The 15,400-nt window shown below is 62.2% G+C and carries 14 protein-coding genes and 1 pseudogene; 5 read left to right on the top strand and 10 right to left on the bottom strand.

Going from position 1 to position 15,400, the window contains the following annotated elements; all coding sequences use genetic code 11:
- Positions 1-52 precede the first annotated feature (52 nt).
- The 4 genes and pseudogenes from ACQKPZ_RS15020 to ACQKPZ_RS15005 form a co-directional block, all read right to left on the bottom strand.
- Positions 53-982, bottom strand: a pseudogene (locus ACQKPZ_RS15020) (cache domain-containing sensor histidine kinase); the annotation flags it as partial.
- A gap of 322 nt (positions 983-1,304) precedes the next feature.
- Complete coding sequence (gene cueR / locus ACQKPZ_RS15015) at positions 1,305-1,715, bottom strand: Cu(I)-responsive transcriptional regulator (protein WP_391130849.1); 411 nt, start codon at positions 1,713-1,715, stop codon at positions 1,305-1,307.
- Positions 1,712-4,111 carry a heavy metal translocating P-type ATPase gene (locus ACQKPZ_RS15010; protein ID WP_427539333.1) on the bottom strand — a complete coding sequence of 800 codons (2,400 nt, stop codon included), beginning with the start codon at positions 4,109-4,111 and terminating at the stop codon, positions 1,712-1,714. The genes cueR and ACQKPZ_RS15010 overlap by 4 nt, the downstream gene beginning before the upstream one ends.
- 52 nt (positions 4,112-4,163) lie before the next feature.
- The gene (locus tag ACQKPZ_RS15005; RefSeq protein ID WP_391130844.1) at positions 4,164-4,550 is read right to left on the bottom strand and encodes a hypothetical protein; all 387 of its coding nucleotides are present in this window, start codon (positions 4,548-4,550) and stop codon (positions 4,164-4,166) included.
- A gap of 144 nt (positions 4,551-4,694) precedes the next feature.
- Here ACQKPZ_RS15005 and ACQKPZ_RS15000 point away from each other — a divergent pair, with 144 nt between their 5' ends.
- Positions 4,695-4,892: a heavy-metal-associated domain-containing protein gene (locus ACQKPZ_RS15000; protein WP_012270354.1), complete on the top strand. Its 198-nt coding sequence runs from the start codon at positions 4,695-4,697 to the stop codon at positions 4,890-4,892.
- Positions 4,893-4,983: 91 nt separating this feature from the next.
- Entirely contained in the window at positions 4,984-6,165 is a 1,182-nt protein-coding gene (locus ACQKPZ_RS14995) for a multidrug effflux MFS transporter (protein WP_391130840.1), read from the top strand.
- On the opposite strand, the gene ACQKPZ_RS14990 is transcribed toward ACQKPZ_RS14995, so the two are convergent.
- Positions 6,116-6,313, bottom strand: a complete 198-nt coding sequence (locus ACQKPZ_RS14990) for a hypothetical protein (protein ID WP_080640992.1) — start codon at positions 6,311-6,313, stop codon at positions 6,116-6,118. The two genes, ACQKPZ_RS14995 and ACQKPZ_RS14990, sit on opposite strands and share 50 nt — an antisense overlap.
- A gap of 456 nt (positions 6,314-6,769) precedes the next feature.
- On the opposite strand from ACQKPZ_RS14990, the gene ACQKPZ_RS14985 reads away from it, so the two are divergent.
- Positions 6,770-7,483: a transcriptional regulator gene (locus ACQKPZ_RS14985; protein ID WP_391130836.1), complete on the top strand. Its 714-nt coding sequence runs from the start codon at positions 6,770-6,772 to the stop codon at positions 7,481-7,483.
- Positions 7,484-7,502: 19 nt separating this feature from the next.
- Here ACQKPZ_RS14985 and ACQKPZ_RS14980 read toward each other — a convergent pair whose 3' ends face one another.
- The 5 genes from ACQKPZ_RS14980 to ACQKPZ_RS14960 all read right to left on the bottom strand — a co-directional run bounded on the left by ACQKPZ_RS14980 (position 7,503) and on the right by ACQKPZ_RS14960 (position 11,858).
- Positions 7,503-8,450, bottom strand: coding sequence for an adenosine deaminase (locus ACQKPZ_RS14980; protein WP_427539330.1), 948 nt, complete (start codon positions 8,448-8,450; stop codon positions 7,503-7,505).
- 86 nt (positions 8,451-8,536) lie between these two features.
- Positions 8,537-9,223 (bottom strand): SDR family oxidoreductase, encoded by a 687-nt coding sequence (locus ACQKPZ_RS14975; RefSeq protein ID WP_427539327.1) that lies wholly within the window; start codon positions 9,221-9,223, stop codon positions 8,537-8,539.
- A 370-nt stretch (positions 9,224-9,593) separates the two neighbouring features.
- A complete protein-coding gene (locus ACQKPZ_RS14970) occupies positions 9,594-10,178 on the bottom strand; it encodes an IMPACT family protein (protein WP_012270359.1) in 585 nt (194 codons plus the stop codon).
- Between the two features lie 9 nt (positions 10,179-10,187).
- Positions 10,188-10,850: a TetR/AcrR family transcriptional regulator gene (locus tag ACQKPZ_RS14965; protein WP_043198725.1), complete on the bottom strand. Its 663-nt coding sequence runs from the start codon at positions 10,848-10,850 to the stop codon at positions 10,188-10,190.
- A 90-nt stretch (positions 10,851-10,940) separates the two neighbouring features.
- Positions 10,941-11,858 carry a LysR family transcriptional regulator gene (locus ACQKPZ_RS14960; protein ID WP_391130821.1) on the bottom strand — a complete coding sequence of 306 codons (918 nt, stop codon included), beginning with the start codon at positions 11,856-11,858 and terminating at the stop codon, positions 10,941-10,943.
- A 118-nt stretch (positions 11,859-11,976) separates the two neighbouring features.
- On the opposite strand from ACQKPZ_RS14960, the gene ACQKPZ_RS14955 reads away from it, so the two are divergent.
- Together ACQKPZ_RS14955 and ACQKPZ_RS14950 are read left to right on the top strand one after the other, a co-directional pair.
- Complete coding sequence (locus ACQKPZ_RS14955; RefSeq protein WP_427539324.1) at positions 11,977-13,323, top strand: aspartate aminotransferase family protein; 1,347 nt, start codon at positions 11,977-11,979, stop codon at positions 13,321-13,323.
- A 73-nt stretch (positions 13,324-13,396) separates the two neighbouring features.
- On the top strand, positions 13,397-14,890 hold the full coding sequence (locus tag ACQKPZ_RS14950; protein ID WP_427539321.1) for a CoA-acylating methylmalonate-semialdehyde dehydrogenase: 1,494 nt from the start codon (positions 13,397-13,399) through the stop codon (positions 14,888-14,890).
- Positions 14,891-15,400 lie beyond the last annotated feature (510 nt).

The following is a 15,400-nucleotide window of genomic DNA, read 5'->3' as shown; positions in this document are numbered from 1 at the left end:
GGATCTTGCCGGCGGCCGCACCGATGTGCTGAATCAGGCTACGAATGGCCCCCAGGAACTGGTTGAACCAGCTGGCCAGTTGCGCGGTTTCGTCGCGGCCACGGATTTCCAGGTTGCGGGTCAGGTCACCTTCGCCTTGGGCAATGTCTTCCAGGCCGTTGGTAACGCTGTTGATCGGGCGCACGATCAGCTTGGCGAAGGCTGCTCCGACCACGGCGAACAACGCGGCCAGCACCACGGCGATGGCGCCGATCAGCCAGGTCAGCCGGGTAGTGGTCTGCATCACTTCGCTTTGTTCGATCAGGCCGATGAAGGTCCAGCCCAGTTGCTCGTCGGGGTAGACGTTGGCCATGTAGCGCACGCCATTGAGCTCGACCTCGACCAGGCCTTTACCGGCCTTGGCCAACTCGGCATAGCCGTCGCCAAAGCTCGCCAGTTGCTTGAAGTTGTGGCCGGCGTCGCGTGGGTCGACCATCACGTTGCCGTTGCTTTCCACCAGCATCAGGTAGCCGCTTTCGCCCAGCTTGATCTGCTTGACGATTTCAGTCAGGCCCTTGAGCGACACGTCAATGTTGACCACACCACCGGGGTTGCCCAGCTGGTTGGCCACGGCGCGCACGGTGCTGACCAGCACCGCGTCGTCGGCGGCCCAGTAGTAGGCGCCGGTGCGCACGGTCTTGCCCGGGTTGGCCATGGCCAGCTGGTACCAAGGGCGTGGACGCGGGTCGTAGTTGACGAACTTTTGCCCGGCCGGCCAGCCGACGTAGCCGCCGTCACTGACCCCGTAGGACACGTAGGCGTAGTTGGGGTGCGAGTCTGCCAGGCGGGTGAAGAAGTCCAGCAGTTGCTTGTCCTGCTCGCCCAGTTCGTAGGACGGGTTGGCGCTGGTGAACTTGTTCAGGTTGCTGCCTGTGGCGGCGACCATGGGTTGCGCAGCCAGGTACTCGACGTTCTGGTTGATACCCTGGAAGAAGATGTTCATCGCGTTGCTGACCTGGCGGATTTCCCGGCTGCTGCCATCGAGGAATCCGTCGCGGGCTTCACCACGCAGGTTGAGGACCACCAGGGTGGCCACAAGGACGATGGGCAAGCCGGCGATGACCGCGAATGCCCAGGTCAGTTTCTGTTTGATGCTCATCGACGCTCCCGGAATTTTTATTGTCGACACACGAGGCAGGTAGCAACTGCATCGGCAGCATCCGGGTTTTATGTAGGAAAACGCCCGTATTTATTGGATAAAGTCGTACTTGGTGACTATTCGGTCGCGTTTGGACGTATATGGCATACCAAACCCCGCTGACAGCTCAGTGACAGCAGCTGCCAGCAGCACCGTTGGCCAGGTCCTTGAGGATCGGGCAGTCCGGGCGGTCGTCTCCCTGGCAATGCGAAACCAGCTCGCCAAGGGTATCGCGCAGGCTCACCAATTCCTCGATACGCCGGTTCAGCTCATCGATGTGCTGCAGGGCCAGCGCCTTTACATCGGCGCTGGCTCGTTGGCGGTCTTGCCACAGGGTCAGCAGCTTGCCGACCTCTTCGAGGGAAAAGCCCAAGTCGCGGGACCGCTTGATGAAGGCCAGGCTGTGCAAGTCTTCGGCCTGGTACAGGCGGTAGCCGCTGTCACTGCGTGTGGCAGGCTTTAGCAGGCCGATGGATTCGTAGTAGCGGATCATCTTGGTGCTGAGCCCGCTGCGGCGGGCGGCCTGGCCGATATTCATGGCGTCTCCTGGTTGCTGCTGGTGGGTTTCCACGCTTTGAGCCACAGCGCGTTGCTGACCACGCTGACGCTGGACAGGGCCATGGCGGCGCCAGCCAGTACCGGGTTGAGGTAACCCAGCGCGGCCAGCGGGATACCAATCAGGTTGTAGATGAACGCCCAGAACAGGTTCTGGCGAATCTTCGCATAGGTCTTGCGGCTGATCTCCAGGGCTGCCGGTACCAGGCGCGGGTCCCCGCGCATCAGGGTGATACCGGCGGCCTGCATGGCCACGTCGGTACCGCCACCCATGGCAATGCCGATGTCGGCGGCGGCCAGTGCCGGGGCATCGTTGATGCCATCGCCGACCATGGCGACCACGCCATCCTGCTTGAGCGCGGCCACGGTAGCGGCCTTGTCGGCGGGCAGCACTTCGGCGTGCACATCGTCGATGCCCAGGGCATCGGCAACCACTTTGGCGCTGCCGCGGTTGTCGCCGGTCAGCAGGTGGCTACTGATGTGCTGTGCATGCAGGGTATCGATGGCTTGCGCGGCACCGGGCTTGAGGCTGTCACCAAAGGCGAACAGGCCCAGCACACGCGGTTGCGCGCCGCGTTCGATCAGCCACGACAGCGTGCGCCCCTCGGCTTCCCAGGCTTGGGCCTTGGCAGCCAGGTCACCGGGTTGCAGGGCGCTTTCGTCGAGCAGGCGGCGGTTGCCCAGCGCTAGCTCGCGGCCCTCCACGCGCCCGGCGATGCCACGCCCGGTCAGCGACTGGCTGTCGGTAACGCTCGGCACATCCAGCCCTTGTTCGGCGCAGGCATCCAGCACCGCCTTGGCCAGTGGGTGCTCACTGCCACGCTGCAAGGCACCGGCCAGGCGGTGCAGGTCGGCGCTGCTGCCTGCTTGCGCCTGGCTGTGGACCACCCGGGGGCTGCCAGAGGTAAGGGTACCGGTCTTGTCGAAGACCACACGGTTCACCGCATGGGCACGCTCCAGTGCCTCGGCGTCCTTGATCAGGATGCCGTGACGGGCGGCAACCCCGGTGCCGGCCATGATTGCCGCAGGCGTTGCCAGGCCGAGGGCGCAGGGGCAGGCGATGACCAGCACCGCGACGGCGTTGATCAGCGCGGTTTCCAGCGGTGCGCCGGCCAGCCACCAGCCGATCAGGGTGATCAGGGCAAGTACCAGCACGGCCGGGACGAACACCTGGCTGACCCGGTCGACCAGCTTCTGGATCGGCGCCTTGGCTGCCTGGGCGTCTTCGACCAGGCGGATGATTCGGGCCAGCACGGTTTCGGTGCCCAGCGCCTGCGTGCGTACCAGCAACCGGCCTTCGCCATTGATGGCGCCCCCGGTTACGTTGTCGCCGGGTTGCTTGGGCACCGGCAGGCTCTCGCCGCTGATCAGGGCCTCATCGGCATGGCTGCTGCCGTCTTCGACCATACCATCGACCGGGAAGCGCTCGCCGGGCTTGACCAGTACCAGGTCACCCAGGCGCAACTGGGCGATGGCCACGTCTTCCTCCCGGCCATCGACCACACGCAAGGCCCGTTCCGGGCGCAGGGCTTCGAGGGCGCGGATGGCACTGGCGGTCTGGCGCTTGGCACGGCTTTCCAGGTACTTGCCCAGCAATACCAAGGCAATGACCACTGCGGAGGCTTCGAAGTACAGGTGCGGGGCCATGCCGGCGGGGGCCTGTGCCCACTGGTACAGGCTCAGGCCATACCCGGCGCTGGTGCCCAGGGCCACCAGCAGGTCCATGTTGCCGGCCCCGGCGCGCACGGCCTTCCAGGCCGCTACATAAAAGCGGGCGCCGAGAATGAACTGCACCGGCGTGGCCAGCAGGAACTGTGCCCATGCCGGCAACATCCAGTGCAGGCCGAACGGTTGCACCAGCATTGGCAAGACCAGCGGGAGGGCCAGCAGCAAGGCTGCACCGACTGCCAAGCGCTCATTGCGCAGGCGGCGTTGGGCAGCGCTTTGGTTGTCGTTGGCCGCTTGCGGTAAGCTGGCGCTGTAGCCGGCTTTTTCAACGGCGCCGATCAGCAGATTGTTGTCGAGGGCCGCGAGCACTTCGAGGTGCGCGCGTTCGCTGGCCAGGTTGACGCTGACCTGCTCGACCCCGGGCAGCTTGCCCAGGGCGCGCTCTACGCGGCCGACGCAACTGGCGCAGGTCATGCCGCCAATCTGCAGTTCGACGGTGCGGGTGGGCACGCCGTAGCCGGCTTCGCGCACGGCGTCGACCAGGGCGGGCAGGCTGTTGGCCGGGGCCTGGACCCGGGCCTGTTCGGTGGCGAGGTTGACGCTGACGTGTTCAGCGCCAGTGACCTTGCGCAAGGCGCGCTCGACTCGGCCGGCACAGCTGGCGCAGGTCATGCCGGAGATCGGCAGGTCGTAATTGGTGGATGCGGGCATGGCTCTCCTCCTTGGACAGGCCTCCAGCATCAACCTTGCCACACAGGTAAGGTCAATAGCCCAGGCCGGCTCGCTTCAACTCCAGCCCATATTGCCCCATGGCGATGCGGTATTTGTTGATCTGGCCCGCCTGCAGGTTCAAACGTGTACTGCGTTGGTCTTCGATGCCCGCTGCACAGCCTGGCATCTGCCCTGGTAGCAGGCGCAGGCGCACATCCACCGGGCCGGGTGGCAGGTTGAACGAGGTGGATTGCTCCTGGAACACGCGCCCGGAGAGCTGGTCGTTGAGGTAGACGCCAATTTCGCAACTGGTGGCCACCTCCAGGCGTTCCCTGGAAATGATCAGTACGCTGTAGTCCGAGTTGCCCTCGGCGCTGGCCGGTGGCACCGCAGCCAGCGCGCTCAATAGCCCGACGACGCCCAATGCTGCCCTGAACATGAAAAGTCTCCTGCTTGCCTGATCGTCAAACGCGAAGCTTGGCCGACGCCGTCGCGGATTTCCAGCCCGGCTGTTGTTGGCAGTGCTTGACCTTGCCCCGATGGCAAGCTTGAGACTTGTTGAAAACCTGAAGGAGAGTCCCCCATGCAAGTGTTCAATGTACAAGGCATGACCTGTGGCCATTGCGTGAAAGCCGTGACCCGGGCAGTGCAGGAGCAGGATGCTGCGGCCAAGGTCGAGATCGACCTGGCGGCTAAACAGGTGCGCGTGCAGAGTGAGTTGGCCCAGGAGCAAATTCTTACGGCCATTCGGGATGAAGGTTACCAGGCCGAACTTGCCTGAAGACTTACCTGGTTTGTTGCAAATGTTTTCATACTGAAGGGGTCCACAGCAGGTAGAATCACCCACTTGCTTAGCCTGCTATGGATTCCTGATGAACCTGCGAATGGTGCTCATCCTGGGCGCACTCAGTGCGTTCGGGCCCCTGGCGATCGACTTCTACCTGCCCGCCTTCCCGGCCATGGCACAGGCGTTCGCTACCGATGAAAAACACGTGCAGGCCACCTTGGCCGCCTACTTCCTGGGCCTGTCCATCGGCCAGTTGGCCTACGGGCCGGTTGCTGACCGCTTTGGGCGCCGCAAACCGCTGATGTTCGGGGTGACCCTGTTCACCCTGGCGTCACTGGCCTGTGCCTACGCCCCTAACCTCGACACCCTGGTGTTGGCGCGCTTCGTCCAGGCATTGGGCGGTTGTGCCGGCATGGTGCTGTCGCGTGCCATCGTCAGCGACAAGTGCGACCCGGTGGCGTCGGCCAAGGTGTTTTCGCAACTGATGCTGGTGATGGGCCTGGCGCCGATCCTGGCACCGATGCTGGGTGGGGTGCTGGTCAACCTTGCCGGGTGGCAGTCGATCTTCCTGGTACTGAGCCTGTTCAGTGCAGGCTGCCTGCTGGCGGTCAGCCTGGGCCTGCCGGAAAGCCTGCCTGCGCACATACCGCGTCAGCCGCTGTCCGGTGCGCTGCGCCAGTATCTGCGCCTGCTGGCTGACCGGGTGTTCCTGGGCCATGCCTTGACCGGTGGTATCGCCATCGCCGGTATGTTTGCCTACATCGCCGGTTCGCCTTTCGTGTTCATCAAGCTTTATGACGTACCGGCCGAGCATTACGGCTGGTTCTTCGGTAGCAATGCTGCGGGCTTCATCCTGGTGGCACAGGTGAATGCCCGCTTGCTGGCCAAACGTGGGCCGGCTTTCCTGCTGGCGCGTGCGGTGTGGCTGTATCTGGCTGCGGGCCTGGTGCTGCTGGGCGTGGCGGCGCTGCGGCCAACGCAGTTGTGGCCATTGCTGGTGCCGCTGTTCGTCTGCATTGCCAGCCTTGGCTGCATCATTCCCAACGCCTCTGCATGCGCCATGAGCGGGCAGGGTGCACGGGCCGGCAGCGCCTCGGCATTGATGGGCTGCGTGCAGTTCAGCGTTGCCGCAGGCGCGGCGGCGTTGGTCGGGCTGCTGCATGATGGCAGTGCGGTGCCGATGGCGCTGGTGATCAGCCTGTGCGGGGCACTGGCGGTCAGTGTCGCGCTGCTGACCCGGCGCTTGCAGGCCAAGCGTCCCGCATAAGCGGGTGAGGTGCCTGCAGGCGGGTTTCCAGCGTGGCGACAAAGGCCCGCGCCTCGGCCTCGCTGCGGAAACTGACCACGTGTTGATCGAGCTGGACCTGCCAGGGGCAGGCAGGGTTGCGGCTCGATGCACTGACGACAATTTTCATCGCGGCATACCTCCAGAGGGGGGAGAGCCGCTCAAGTGTAGCGCTGCGTTCCCCTCCTGCCATGAGCTGGCACAGTGTCCTGACTGACGGTCGAAGGGCGTAGCGCCCGCAAGGCTGCGGAACCTTCGCTTTATCTCGCGCTATTTGCGGAAGACGGCTGTGGGCCGTATCTGAAATTGCAGCAAGCCTTTTTTCATCAAGATATTTCAGAACGCTGGTCAGCGCGATCGGCGCGCTGAATGACCGGGACTCGCGCCACTTTTCGGCACCTGTTCACTGCTTGCCATGGGTAGGCATACCCAGTGGTTTTTGTGGCAAAGGCTGCGTCGCGTGGTCGTCTGAGTGGCGTTTGTAGCGGCTTATACTGGCGAACCAGGCCAGTGCCAGCGAGAGGGGCTTCCCTGCCAGGGTTGGCCATCGCATCCACACCGTGAACTTGCAGGGAGTTACAGGGACATGAACGCAGCCAGCAGTATCAGCCAGATTGCCAGCCTGATGGCCGACCCCAAACGCAGTGCCATGTTATGGGCATTGATTGACGGTACGCCACGGCTGGCCAATGAACTCGCGATTATGACCGGCCTGACCTCTTCTTCAGCCTGCGCTCATCTTTCGCTGCTGTCGTCGGCCGGTTTGCTCAGGCATGAAGCACGGGGCCGCAAACGCTACTTCCGGCTGGCGACCCCGCAGGTAGGGGCGGCGGTCGAGGCCCTGGCCAGCGTGCAGCTGGAAAGCACCAGGGGCGAGCGGGCCAAGGCGCCTGCGTCACCGTTGCCCATGTCGATGCGCAGGGCGCGCCGCTGCGGTGACCACCTGGGCGGTGAGATGGCCGGTGAGTTGTATCACCGCATGATAGTGGCCGGTTGGCTGGAGGGCAGCGGCAGGCAACTGATGGTGAGTGATGAGGGGCGAGCGCAGTTGGCGCTTGTCGGGGTTTACATCGATGCCCTGGCGCCAGACCAGCAACGCGGCTGTGTGATTTGCCGCTGCACCGAGTGGAACGACCAGGCGCCGCACCTGGGGGGCGTGCTGGGCCAGGCCTTGTTCAGGCTGTTCCTGCAATCTGGCTGGATGCGTGAGGCAGAGGACACGCGGGCATTGCATATCTCGGCGCTGGGTATCCAGCAGATCAATCGCATTGCCCGCGTGGCGACGTTGCAGGTCGGGTGAACGCAACGCCGTCGTTCAATCAGACCAGCCGGGCATCCAGGCTGTTCTGCGCCAGGCGTCGCGCCTGGTCTTGCGTCATGCCCAGGTGGGTGTGCAGGGCGTGGAAGTTTTCCGTGACGTAGCCGCCGAAGTAGGCCGGGTCGTCCGAGTTGACTGTGACTTTCACGCCGCGCTCGAGCATGTCGAGGATGTTGTGCTGGCTCATGTGGTCGAACACGCAGAGCTTGGTGTTGGACAGCGGGCACACCGTGAGCGGGATCTGTTCCTCGATGATGCGTTGCATCAGGCGCTCGTCCTCGATGGCGCGCACGCCATGGTCGATACGCTTGATGTGCAGCAGGTCCAGCGCTTCCCAGATGTACTCGGGCGGGCCTTCTTCACCGGCATGGGCAACGGCCACGAAGCCTTCGCTGCGGGCACGGTCGAACACGCGCTGGAACTTGCTCGGTGGGTGGCCCATTTCCGAGCTGTCCAGGCCAACGGCGATGAACGCATCGCGGAACGGCAAAGCCTGGTCGAGGGTTTTTTGCGCTTCCTCTTCACTGAGGTGGCGCAGGAAGCTGAGGATCAGGCCACTGCTGATACCCAGTTGCTCGCGGCCATCCTTCAGCGCCTGATTGATGCCATTGAGCACCACTTCGAAAGGGATGCCGCGGTCGGTGTGGGTTTGCGGGTCGAAGAACGGTTCGGTGTGAATCACGTTCTGCGCCTTGCAGCGTTGCAGGTAGGCCCAGGTCAGGTCGTAGAAGTCCTGCTCGGTGCGCAGCACGTCGGCGCCCTGGTAATACAGGTCGAGGAACTCTTGCAGGTTGTTGAAGGCATAGGCACTGCGCAGGGTCTCCACATCGCCCCAGGGCAGGGCGACCTTGTTGCGCTCGGCCAGGGCGAACAGCAACTCGGGCTCCAGCGAGCCTTCCAGGTGCAGGTGCAGTTCGGCCTTGGGCAGGGCGTTCAACCAGTCATACATATAGGGGTATCTCAATCAGGTACGGTTGCCGCCATTCTACAGGGCCTGGCCGGGCATTGCGCCCGACCAGGCTGCGACCCGGTGAATCACCAGACCAAGGGTTCACCCTTGTAGTTGATGAAGCGCAGGCCGCCGTTGCCGCTTTGTGCGTTGATCTGGTCGAGCATGCCGCGGGTGCTGGTGAGCACGTCGATTTCGGCGTTTTCGCCGCCCATGTCGGTTTTGACCCAGCCCGGGTGCATGGCCAGTACGCACAGGTCGGGGCGCTGCAGTTCGACGACGAAGCTGTTGATCATCGAGTTCAGCGCGGCTTTGCTGGCTTTGTACAGGCAGATTTCACCGCCGTCGGGGATGGTCACGCTGCCCAGGATCGAGCTCATGAAGGCCAGCACGCCGCTGCCTTCACGTACCTGGCCTGCCAGGCGACGGGCCACGCGGATCGGTGCAACGGCGTTGGTCATGAACAGGTCGCCGATGTCGTTGTTGCTTACCGCCTCCAGGTCTTGCGGCAGGGGGCCCATGACACCGGCGTTGACGAACACCAGGTCGAACACCTGGCCTTGCAGGCGATGCTTCAGGCCATCGAGCTGGGCGGTGTTGTTCATTTCCAGCTGCTCGATGCGCACGCCGGGTACGTCCGCCAACGCACCGGGCTGCTGTGGGTTGCGGACAGTAGCAGTGATGTCCCAGCCGTCTTCGTGCAGGCGTTGCACCAGGCCCAGGCCAAGCCCGCGAGAAGCGCCAATGATAAGTGCGGTTTTTGCGTTAGCCATGTGAACGCGCTCCGTGGTCGGTGATAAAGAAGGGTATTGAGAATAATCCACAGCGGCAGCCACTGCCTCGGCTTTAACTGTCTAAAAAACGATCAACTGCGCCGGGGCCTTGCCTGGACGGGCGCGTCGCCTGTTGGCGCACGGGTTATCCACAGGCTGTTCCACAGTTATTGTGTGCAAGCCGAGGGCGATGCGGGCAGGCCCGGCTGGCTTGGTGTTGGGGATAACTCTTGAGCTTTCAGCAGTTTGCGGCTGTCATCAAATAGTGATCAAAATATGATCAAAGCTCTGCGGGCCTTTAAAGACGCAGCCTGCAAGGGACTGCCCCAAGCTTATCCACAGGCGGGCCCACAGTTGTTGTGGGCAATGTTCAGCGTGCTTCGAGCAGGATGCGCCCGCGGCTCAGGTCGGCCAGTTGCTGCTGTAGCGGTGCCAGGTGGGCGTCGCCGAGCGCAATCAGCAGGTCGACGCCATTGGCCGTGAACTGTTCATCCAGCACCAGGCCGTCAACCTCTGCCAGGCGCAGTTTTACCAGTGCCAGTTCGCTGAAGCTGCAACTGCAGGTGAATTCGCTACGCTGCACCAGCAGCCGCTTGGGCGCCTGCTGCAGGCACTTGTTGGCACCGCCGCCATAGGCCCTGGCCAGGCCGCCGGTACCCAGTTGGATACCGCCATACCAACGAATCACCAGCACCACCACCTGGTCGCAATCCTGCGCTTCGATGGCTGCCAGAATCGGCCGCCCGGCAGTGCCGCCGGGTTCGCCGTCATCGCTGCTGCGGTACTGCGCGCCGAGCTTCCAGGCCCAGCAATTGTGGGTGGCGGCCAGGTCGCTGTGGCGTTCGATGAAGCTCATCGCTTCGGCGGCACTGCTGATCGGCCCGGCAAGGGTGATGAAGCGGCTTTTGCGGATTTCCTCGCGGTATTCGCAGAGGTCAAGCAGGGTAGAAGGCATAAATGACGGTCACACAGCCGGCTTGATGCCGCAGCCCTTCAGAATGATGTGGATAAGGTTGTTGCTTGCGTCTTCCATGTCTTGTTTGGTCAGGCGGCTGCGGCCGGTGACCTGGCAGATCTGGGTGGCGAAGTCAGCGTAATGCTGTGTACTGCCCCAGAGCAGGAAGATCAGGTGCACCGGGTCGACCGGGTCCATCTTGCCGGCGTCGATCCAGGCCTGAAACACGGCGGCCCGGCCGCGGAACCATTCACGATAGTCGGCACTGAAGTACTCGGTCAGGCAGGTGCCACCGCTGATCACTTCCATGGCGAAAATGCGCGAGGCCTGCGGGTTGCGCCGCGAGAACTCCATCTTGGTGCGGATGTACTGGCTCAGGGCTTCCCCCGGGTCGTCCTCGACGCTCAAGGCGTTGAAGGTGCTGTCCCACAACTCGATGATGTTGCTGAGCACGGCAATGTACAGGCCCAGCTTGTTGGTGAAGTAATAATGCAGGTTGGCCTTGGGCAACTCCGCCTTGAGGGCGATGGTATTCATGCTGGTGCCCTTGAAACCATGGCGGGCGAATTCGTCCTCGGCGGCCTGGATAATGGCCTGTTCGTTCTTCTGGCGAATGCGGCCTGCGGGCTTGCCCGAGGCGGAGAGGCGGTGCGCAGGGACTTCTAGGGTCATGGACGATTCCGTACGGGTCAGTGGCTGCGGCTGTCGGACAAGATTACCTGCCTGCGCCGAAGTGACAAGCATTTGCGGCAGAGACTGACATCAACGTGTCGCTGCCAGGCTCTCGAGGAAGCTTTCCAGCACCAGGTTAGGCCGCCGGCCTTTGCGTGTTACCCAGCTGAGGCTCAAGTCATAGAAGCGCTGTTGAGGCTTGAGGGCACGCAAGCGGCCTTGCTGCACCCAGAACATGGCGTAATGGTCTGGCAGGTAGCCGATGTAGCGCCCGGTGAGGATCAGGAACGCCATGCCTTCGCGGTCCGAAGCACTGGCCGTGCAGTTCAGCGCCTGGTAATGGGCTTGAACCTCGGCCGGCAGGCGGAAGGTTGGGGTGATGGCTTCCTGGCTGTTGAGGCGGTCGTCATCGATCTGTAGGTCATCGGCATAGAACAGCGGATGGCCAACGGCGCAATACAGCAGCGAACGTTCGCTGTACAACGGCTGGTATTCAAGGCCAGACAGCGGGCTGGTCTGGGGTACCACGCCCACATGCAGGCTGCCGTCGAGCACACCGTGTTCAACCTGGCTGGGGGCGATCATGCGGATCTGGATGCGCACGTCGGGGCCGCGGTCCTTGAGTTCGGCAAGGGCATGGGTAATGCGCATGTGCGGCAGAGTGACCAGGTTGTCGGTCAGGCCAATGTTCAGCTCGCCGCGCAAATGCTGGTGCAGGCCGTTGACTTCGGTGCGGAAGCTTTCCAGGGCGCTGAGCAGTTGCAGGGCTGAATGGTAGACCTCGCGGCCTTCCTCGGTCAGCGAAAACCCGGCGCGGCCGCGCTGGCACAGGCGCAGGCCAAGGCGTTGTTCGAGGTCGTTCATCTGCTGGCTGATGGCCGAGCGGCCAATGCCCAGTACGTTTTCGGCGGCCGAGAAGCCGCCGCACTCGACAACGCTGCGGTAGATCTTCAGCAAGCGGATGTCGAAGTCGCTGACTTGGGCGAGTGGATCGGGGCGTCGGCTCATTAGTTTAGTCGTGGCCTGTCTGAAGATTAGAAATGTAGGCTTTTTCAGACTTTATCCGCGTGCCAATTTAGCTGCAACAAGATCCATCGTTGCCTAATCGTCTTCCGAGGAACCGCCGATGAACATGCCCGAAACCGCTACAGCCGGTATCGCCAGCCAGCTCAAGCTGGATGCGCACTGGATGCCCTACACCGCCAACCGCAATTTCCACCGCGACCCACGTTTGATCGTGGCGGCAGAAGGCAACTACCTGGTCGACGACCAGGGGCGCAAGATTTTCGATGCCTTGTCTGGCTTGTGGACCTGCGGTGCCGGGCATACCCGCAAGGAAATCACCGAAGCGGTGACCCGCCAGCTGGGTACCCTGGATTATTCCCCTGCATTCCAGTTCGGCCACCCGCTGTCGTTCCAGCTGGCGGAAAAAATCACCGAGCTGACGCCGGGTGACTTGAACCACGTCTTCTATACCAACTCGGGTTCCGAGTGCGCCGACACCGCGCTGAAAATGGTACGTGCCTACTGGCGCCTGAAAGGTCAGGCCACCAAGACCAAGATCATCGGCCGTGCCCGTGGCTACCATGGTGTGAACATTGCGGGTACCAGCCTGGGTGGCGTCAACGGTAACCGCAAGCTGTTCGGTCAGTTGCTGGATGTCGATCACCTGCCTCACACCGTGCTGCCGGTGAACGCCTTCTCCAAGGGCATGCCGGAAGAGGGCGGTGTTGCCCTGGCAGACGAAATGCTCAAGCTGATCGAGCTGCACGATGCCTCCAACATCGCGGCAGTCATCGTCGAGCCGTTGGCCGGTTCGGCCGGGGTACTGCCGCCGCCGAAGGGTTACCTGAAGCGCCTGCGTGAAATCTGCACCCAGCACAACATCCTGCTGATCTTCGACGAAGTGATTACCGGCTTCGGCCGCATGGGGGCGATGACCGGCGCTGAAGCCTTCGGTGTTACGCCGGACCTGATGTGCATCGCCAAGCAGGTAACCAACGGCGCTATCCCGATGGGCGCGGTAATTGCCAGCAGCGAGATCTACCAGACCTTCATGAACCAGCCGACCCCGGAATACGCGGTGGAGTTCCCGCACGGCTATACCTACTCGGCCCACCCGGTCGCCTGTGCCGCCGGTATCGCCGCGCTGGACTTGCTGCAGAAGGAAAACCTGGTGCAGTCCGCCGCCGAGCTGGCGCCGCACTTCGAGAAGCTGCTGCACGGCGTGAAGGGCACCAAGAACGTTGTCGATATTCGTAACTACGGCCTGGCCGGCGCCATCCAGATCGCCGCCCGTGACGGTGATGCCATCGTCCGCCCATACGAAGTGGCGATGAAGTTGTGGAAAGCAGGCTTCTATGTACGCTTTGGTGGCGACACCCTGCAGTTCGGCCCAACGTTCAACACCACGCCGCAGGAACTGGATCGCTTGTTTGATGCTGTGGGCGAAAACCTGAACCTGATCGACTGATCTTTCCGATTTTGATGCCAGGCGCGTGCATATGTAGCGCGCCTGCTTCTACCTTCTTTATCTGGAGTTTTGCATGAGCATTGTTCAGCACCTGATTCATGGCGAGCTGGTTACCAAGGGCGAGCGCACCGCCGATGTCTTCAACCCGTCCACCGGCCAGGCGGTACGCAAGGTCGAGCTGGCCAGCCGCGCGACCGTGCAGGAAGCAATCGATTCTGCCAAGGCAGCCTTCCCGGCCTGGCGCAACACCCCGCCGGCCAAGCGCGCCCAGGTAATGTTCCGCTTCAAGCAACTGCTGGAGCAGAACGAAGCCAAGATCTCGCAGATGATCAGCGAAGAGCATGGCAAGACCCTGGAAGACGCCGCCGGCGAACTGAAACGCGGCATCGAGAACGTCGAGTTCGCCTGTGCAGCGCCAGAAGTGTTGAAAGGCGAGTACAGCCGCAACGTCGGCCCGAACATCGATGCCTGGTCCGACTTCCAGCCGCTGGGCGTGGTCGCTGGTATCACCCCGTTCAACTTCCCGGCCATGGTGCCGCTGTGGATGTACCCGCTGGCCATCGCTTGCGGTAACGCCTTTATCCTCAAGCCTTCCGAGCGTGATCCAAGCTCTACGCTGTTCATTGCCCAGCTGCTGCTGGAAGCCGGCCTGCCGAAAGGCATCCTGAACGTAGTGCACGGCGACAAGGAAGCGGTGGATGCGCTGATCGAAGCGCCGGAAGTAAAAGCGCTGAGCTTTGTAGGTTCGACGCCGATCGCCGAGTACATCTATGCCGAAGGCACCAAGCGCGGCAAGCGCGTACAGGCCTTGGGTGGTGCGAAGAACCACGCGGTGCTGATGCCCGATGCTGACCTGGACAACGCCGTGAGCGCATTGATGGGTGCCGCCTACGGTTCGTGCGGCGAGCGTTGCATGGCTATTTCGGTGGCCGTTTGCGTGGGCGACCAGGTAGCCGATGCCCTGATTGCCAAGCTGGAGCCGCAGATCAAGGCGCTGAAGATTGGTGCTGGCACCTCGTGCGGCCTGGACATGGGCCCGTTGGTGACTGCTGCTGCCCGCGACAAGGTAGTGGGTTACATCGATGACGGTGTTGCTGCTGGCGCCGAGCTGGTGGTGGATGGCCGTGGTTTCCGCGTAGCCGGTAATGAAGATGGTTACTTCGTCGGTGGCACCCTGTTCGACAAGGTGACCCCGGAAATGCGCATCTATAAAGAAGAGATCTTTGGCCCGGTGCTGTGCGTGGTGCGCGTGAACAGCCTGGAGCAGGCCATGCAACTGATCAACGATCACGAGTATGGCAACGGTACCTGCATTTTCACCCGTGACGGTGAGGCGGCTCGCCTGTTCTGCGACGAGATCGAAGTGGGCATGGTCGGTGTGAACGTACCGCTGCCGGTGCCGGTGGCTTATCACAGCTTTGGTGGCTGGAAGCGTTCGCTGTTCGGTGACCTGCATGCTTACGGCCCGGACGGGGTGCGCTTCTATACCCGTCGCAAGGCGATTACCCAGCGCTGGCCGCAGCGGGCCAGCCATGAGGCATCGCAATTTGCATTCCCTAGCCTTTAAGGCGGGTAACTAAAGCGGGGAGGCCGGTAGGCCTCCCCGCTTTGTTTTTCAGCGATATTAAAGTTTCTTGAAATTAAGGGTTGACGCGCTTTCGAATCCCCTTATAATGCGCCCCACTTCCAGCGACAACGGAACGACAAACTCCTTGAAATTCAACGAGTTAGGCGATTCGGAAAGTGCTGAAAGGGCTACGATCGAATGATCGCAAGCGGTTAAGATGGTGGTTGACAGCGCTTCTAAACGCTGTATGATTTGCCTCCCGCTACGAGAGATCGCAGCGAGCCAAGTGTTTGAAGTCAAACGAGTTTCTCGCAAAAAAACTTCAAAATAAACGCTTGACAGGCTCTGAGGAAAGCGTAGAATGCGCGCCTCGGTTGAGACGAAAAGCTCTTAACCAAACGCTCTTTAACAAATCGAATCAAGCAATTCGTGTGGGTGCTTGTGAGTACGGGCTGATAGTCAAAAAGATTATCAGCATCACAAGTGGCCATGCGAGAAATCACATAGTCA

Origin of the sequence: Pseudomonas sp. NPDC089547 (genome assembly GCF_050280665.1) — a bacterium.
GTDB lineage: Bacteria > Pseudomonadota > Gammaproteobacteria > Pseudomonadales > Pseudomonadaceae > Aquipseudomonas.
The sequence above is the reverse complement of the archived record's forward strand: the minus strand, read 5'-3'. Positions and strand labels throughout refer to the sequence as shown.

Coding starts and splice junctions, on each gene's coding strand:
- cueR (WP_391130849.1), bottom strand. CDS start 1,715: ATGAATATCGGCCAGGCCGCCCGCCGCAGCGGGCTCAGCACCAAGATG.
- ACQKPZ_RS15010 (WP_427539333.1), bottom strand. CDS start 4,111: ATGCCCGCATCCACCAATTACGACCTGCCGATCTCCGGCATGACCTGC.
- ACQKPZ_RS15005 (WP_391130844.1), bottom strand. CDS start 4,550: ATGTTCAGGGCAGCATTGGGCGTCGTCGGGCTATTGAGCGCGCTGGCT.
- ACQKPZ_RS15000 (WP_012270354.1), top strand. CDS start 4,695: ATGCAAGTGTTCAATGTACAAGGCATGACCTGTGGCCATTGCGTGAAA.
- ACQKPZ_RS14995 (WP_391130840.1), top strand. CDS start 4,984: ATGAACCTGCGAATGGTGCTCATCCTGGGCGCACTCAGTGCGTTCGGG.
- ACQKPZ_RS14990 (WP_080640992.1), bottom strand. CDS start 6,313: ATGAAAATTGTCGTCAGTGCATCGAGCCGCAACCCTGCCTGCCCCTGG.
- ACQKPZ_RS14985 (WP_391130836.1), top strand. CDS start 6,770: ATGAACGCAGCCAGCAGTATCAGCCAGATTGCCAGCCTGATGGCCGAC.
- ACQKPZ_RS14980 (WP_427539330.1), bottom strand. CDS start 8,450: ATGTATGACTGGTTGAACGCCCTGCCCAAGGCCGAACTGCACCTGCAC.
- ACQKPZ_RS14975 (WP_427539327.1), bottom strand. CDS start 9,223: ATGGCTAACGCAAAAACCGCACTTATCATTGGCGCTTCTCGCGGGCTT.
- ACQKPZ_RS14970 (WP_012270359.1), bottom strand. CDS start 10,178: ATGCCTTCTACCCTGCTTGACCTCTGCGAATACCGCGAGGAAATCCGC.
- ACQKPZ_RS14965 (WP_043198725.1), bottom strand. CDS start 10,850: ATGACCCTAGAAGTCCCTGCGCACCGCCTCTCCGCCTCGGGCAAGCCC.
- ACQKPZ_RS14960 (WP_391130821.1), bottom strand. CDS start 11,858: ATGAGCCGACGCCCCGATCCACTCGCCCAAGTCAGCGACTTCGACATC.
- ACQKPZ_RS14955 (WP_427539324.1), top strand. CDS start 11,977: ATGAACATGCCCGAAACCGCTACAGCCGGTATCGCCAGCCAGCTCAAG.
- ACQKPZ_RS14950 (WP_427539321.1), top strand. CDS start 13,397: ATGAGCATTGTTCAGCACCTGATTCATGGCGAGCTGGTTACCAAGGGC.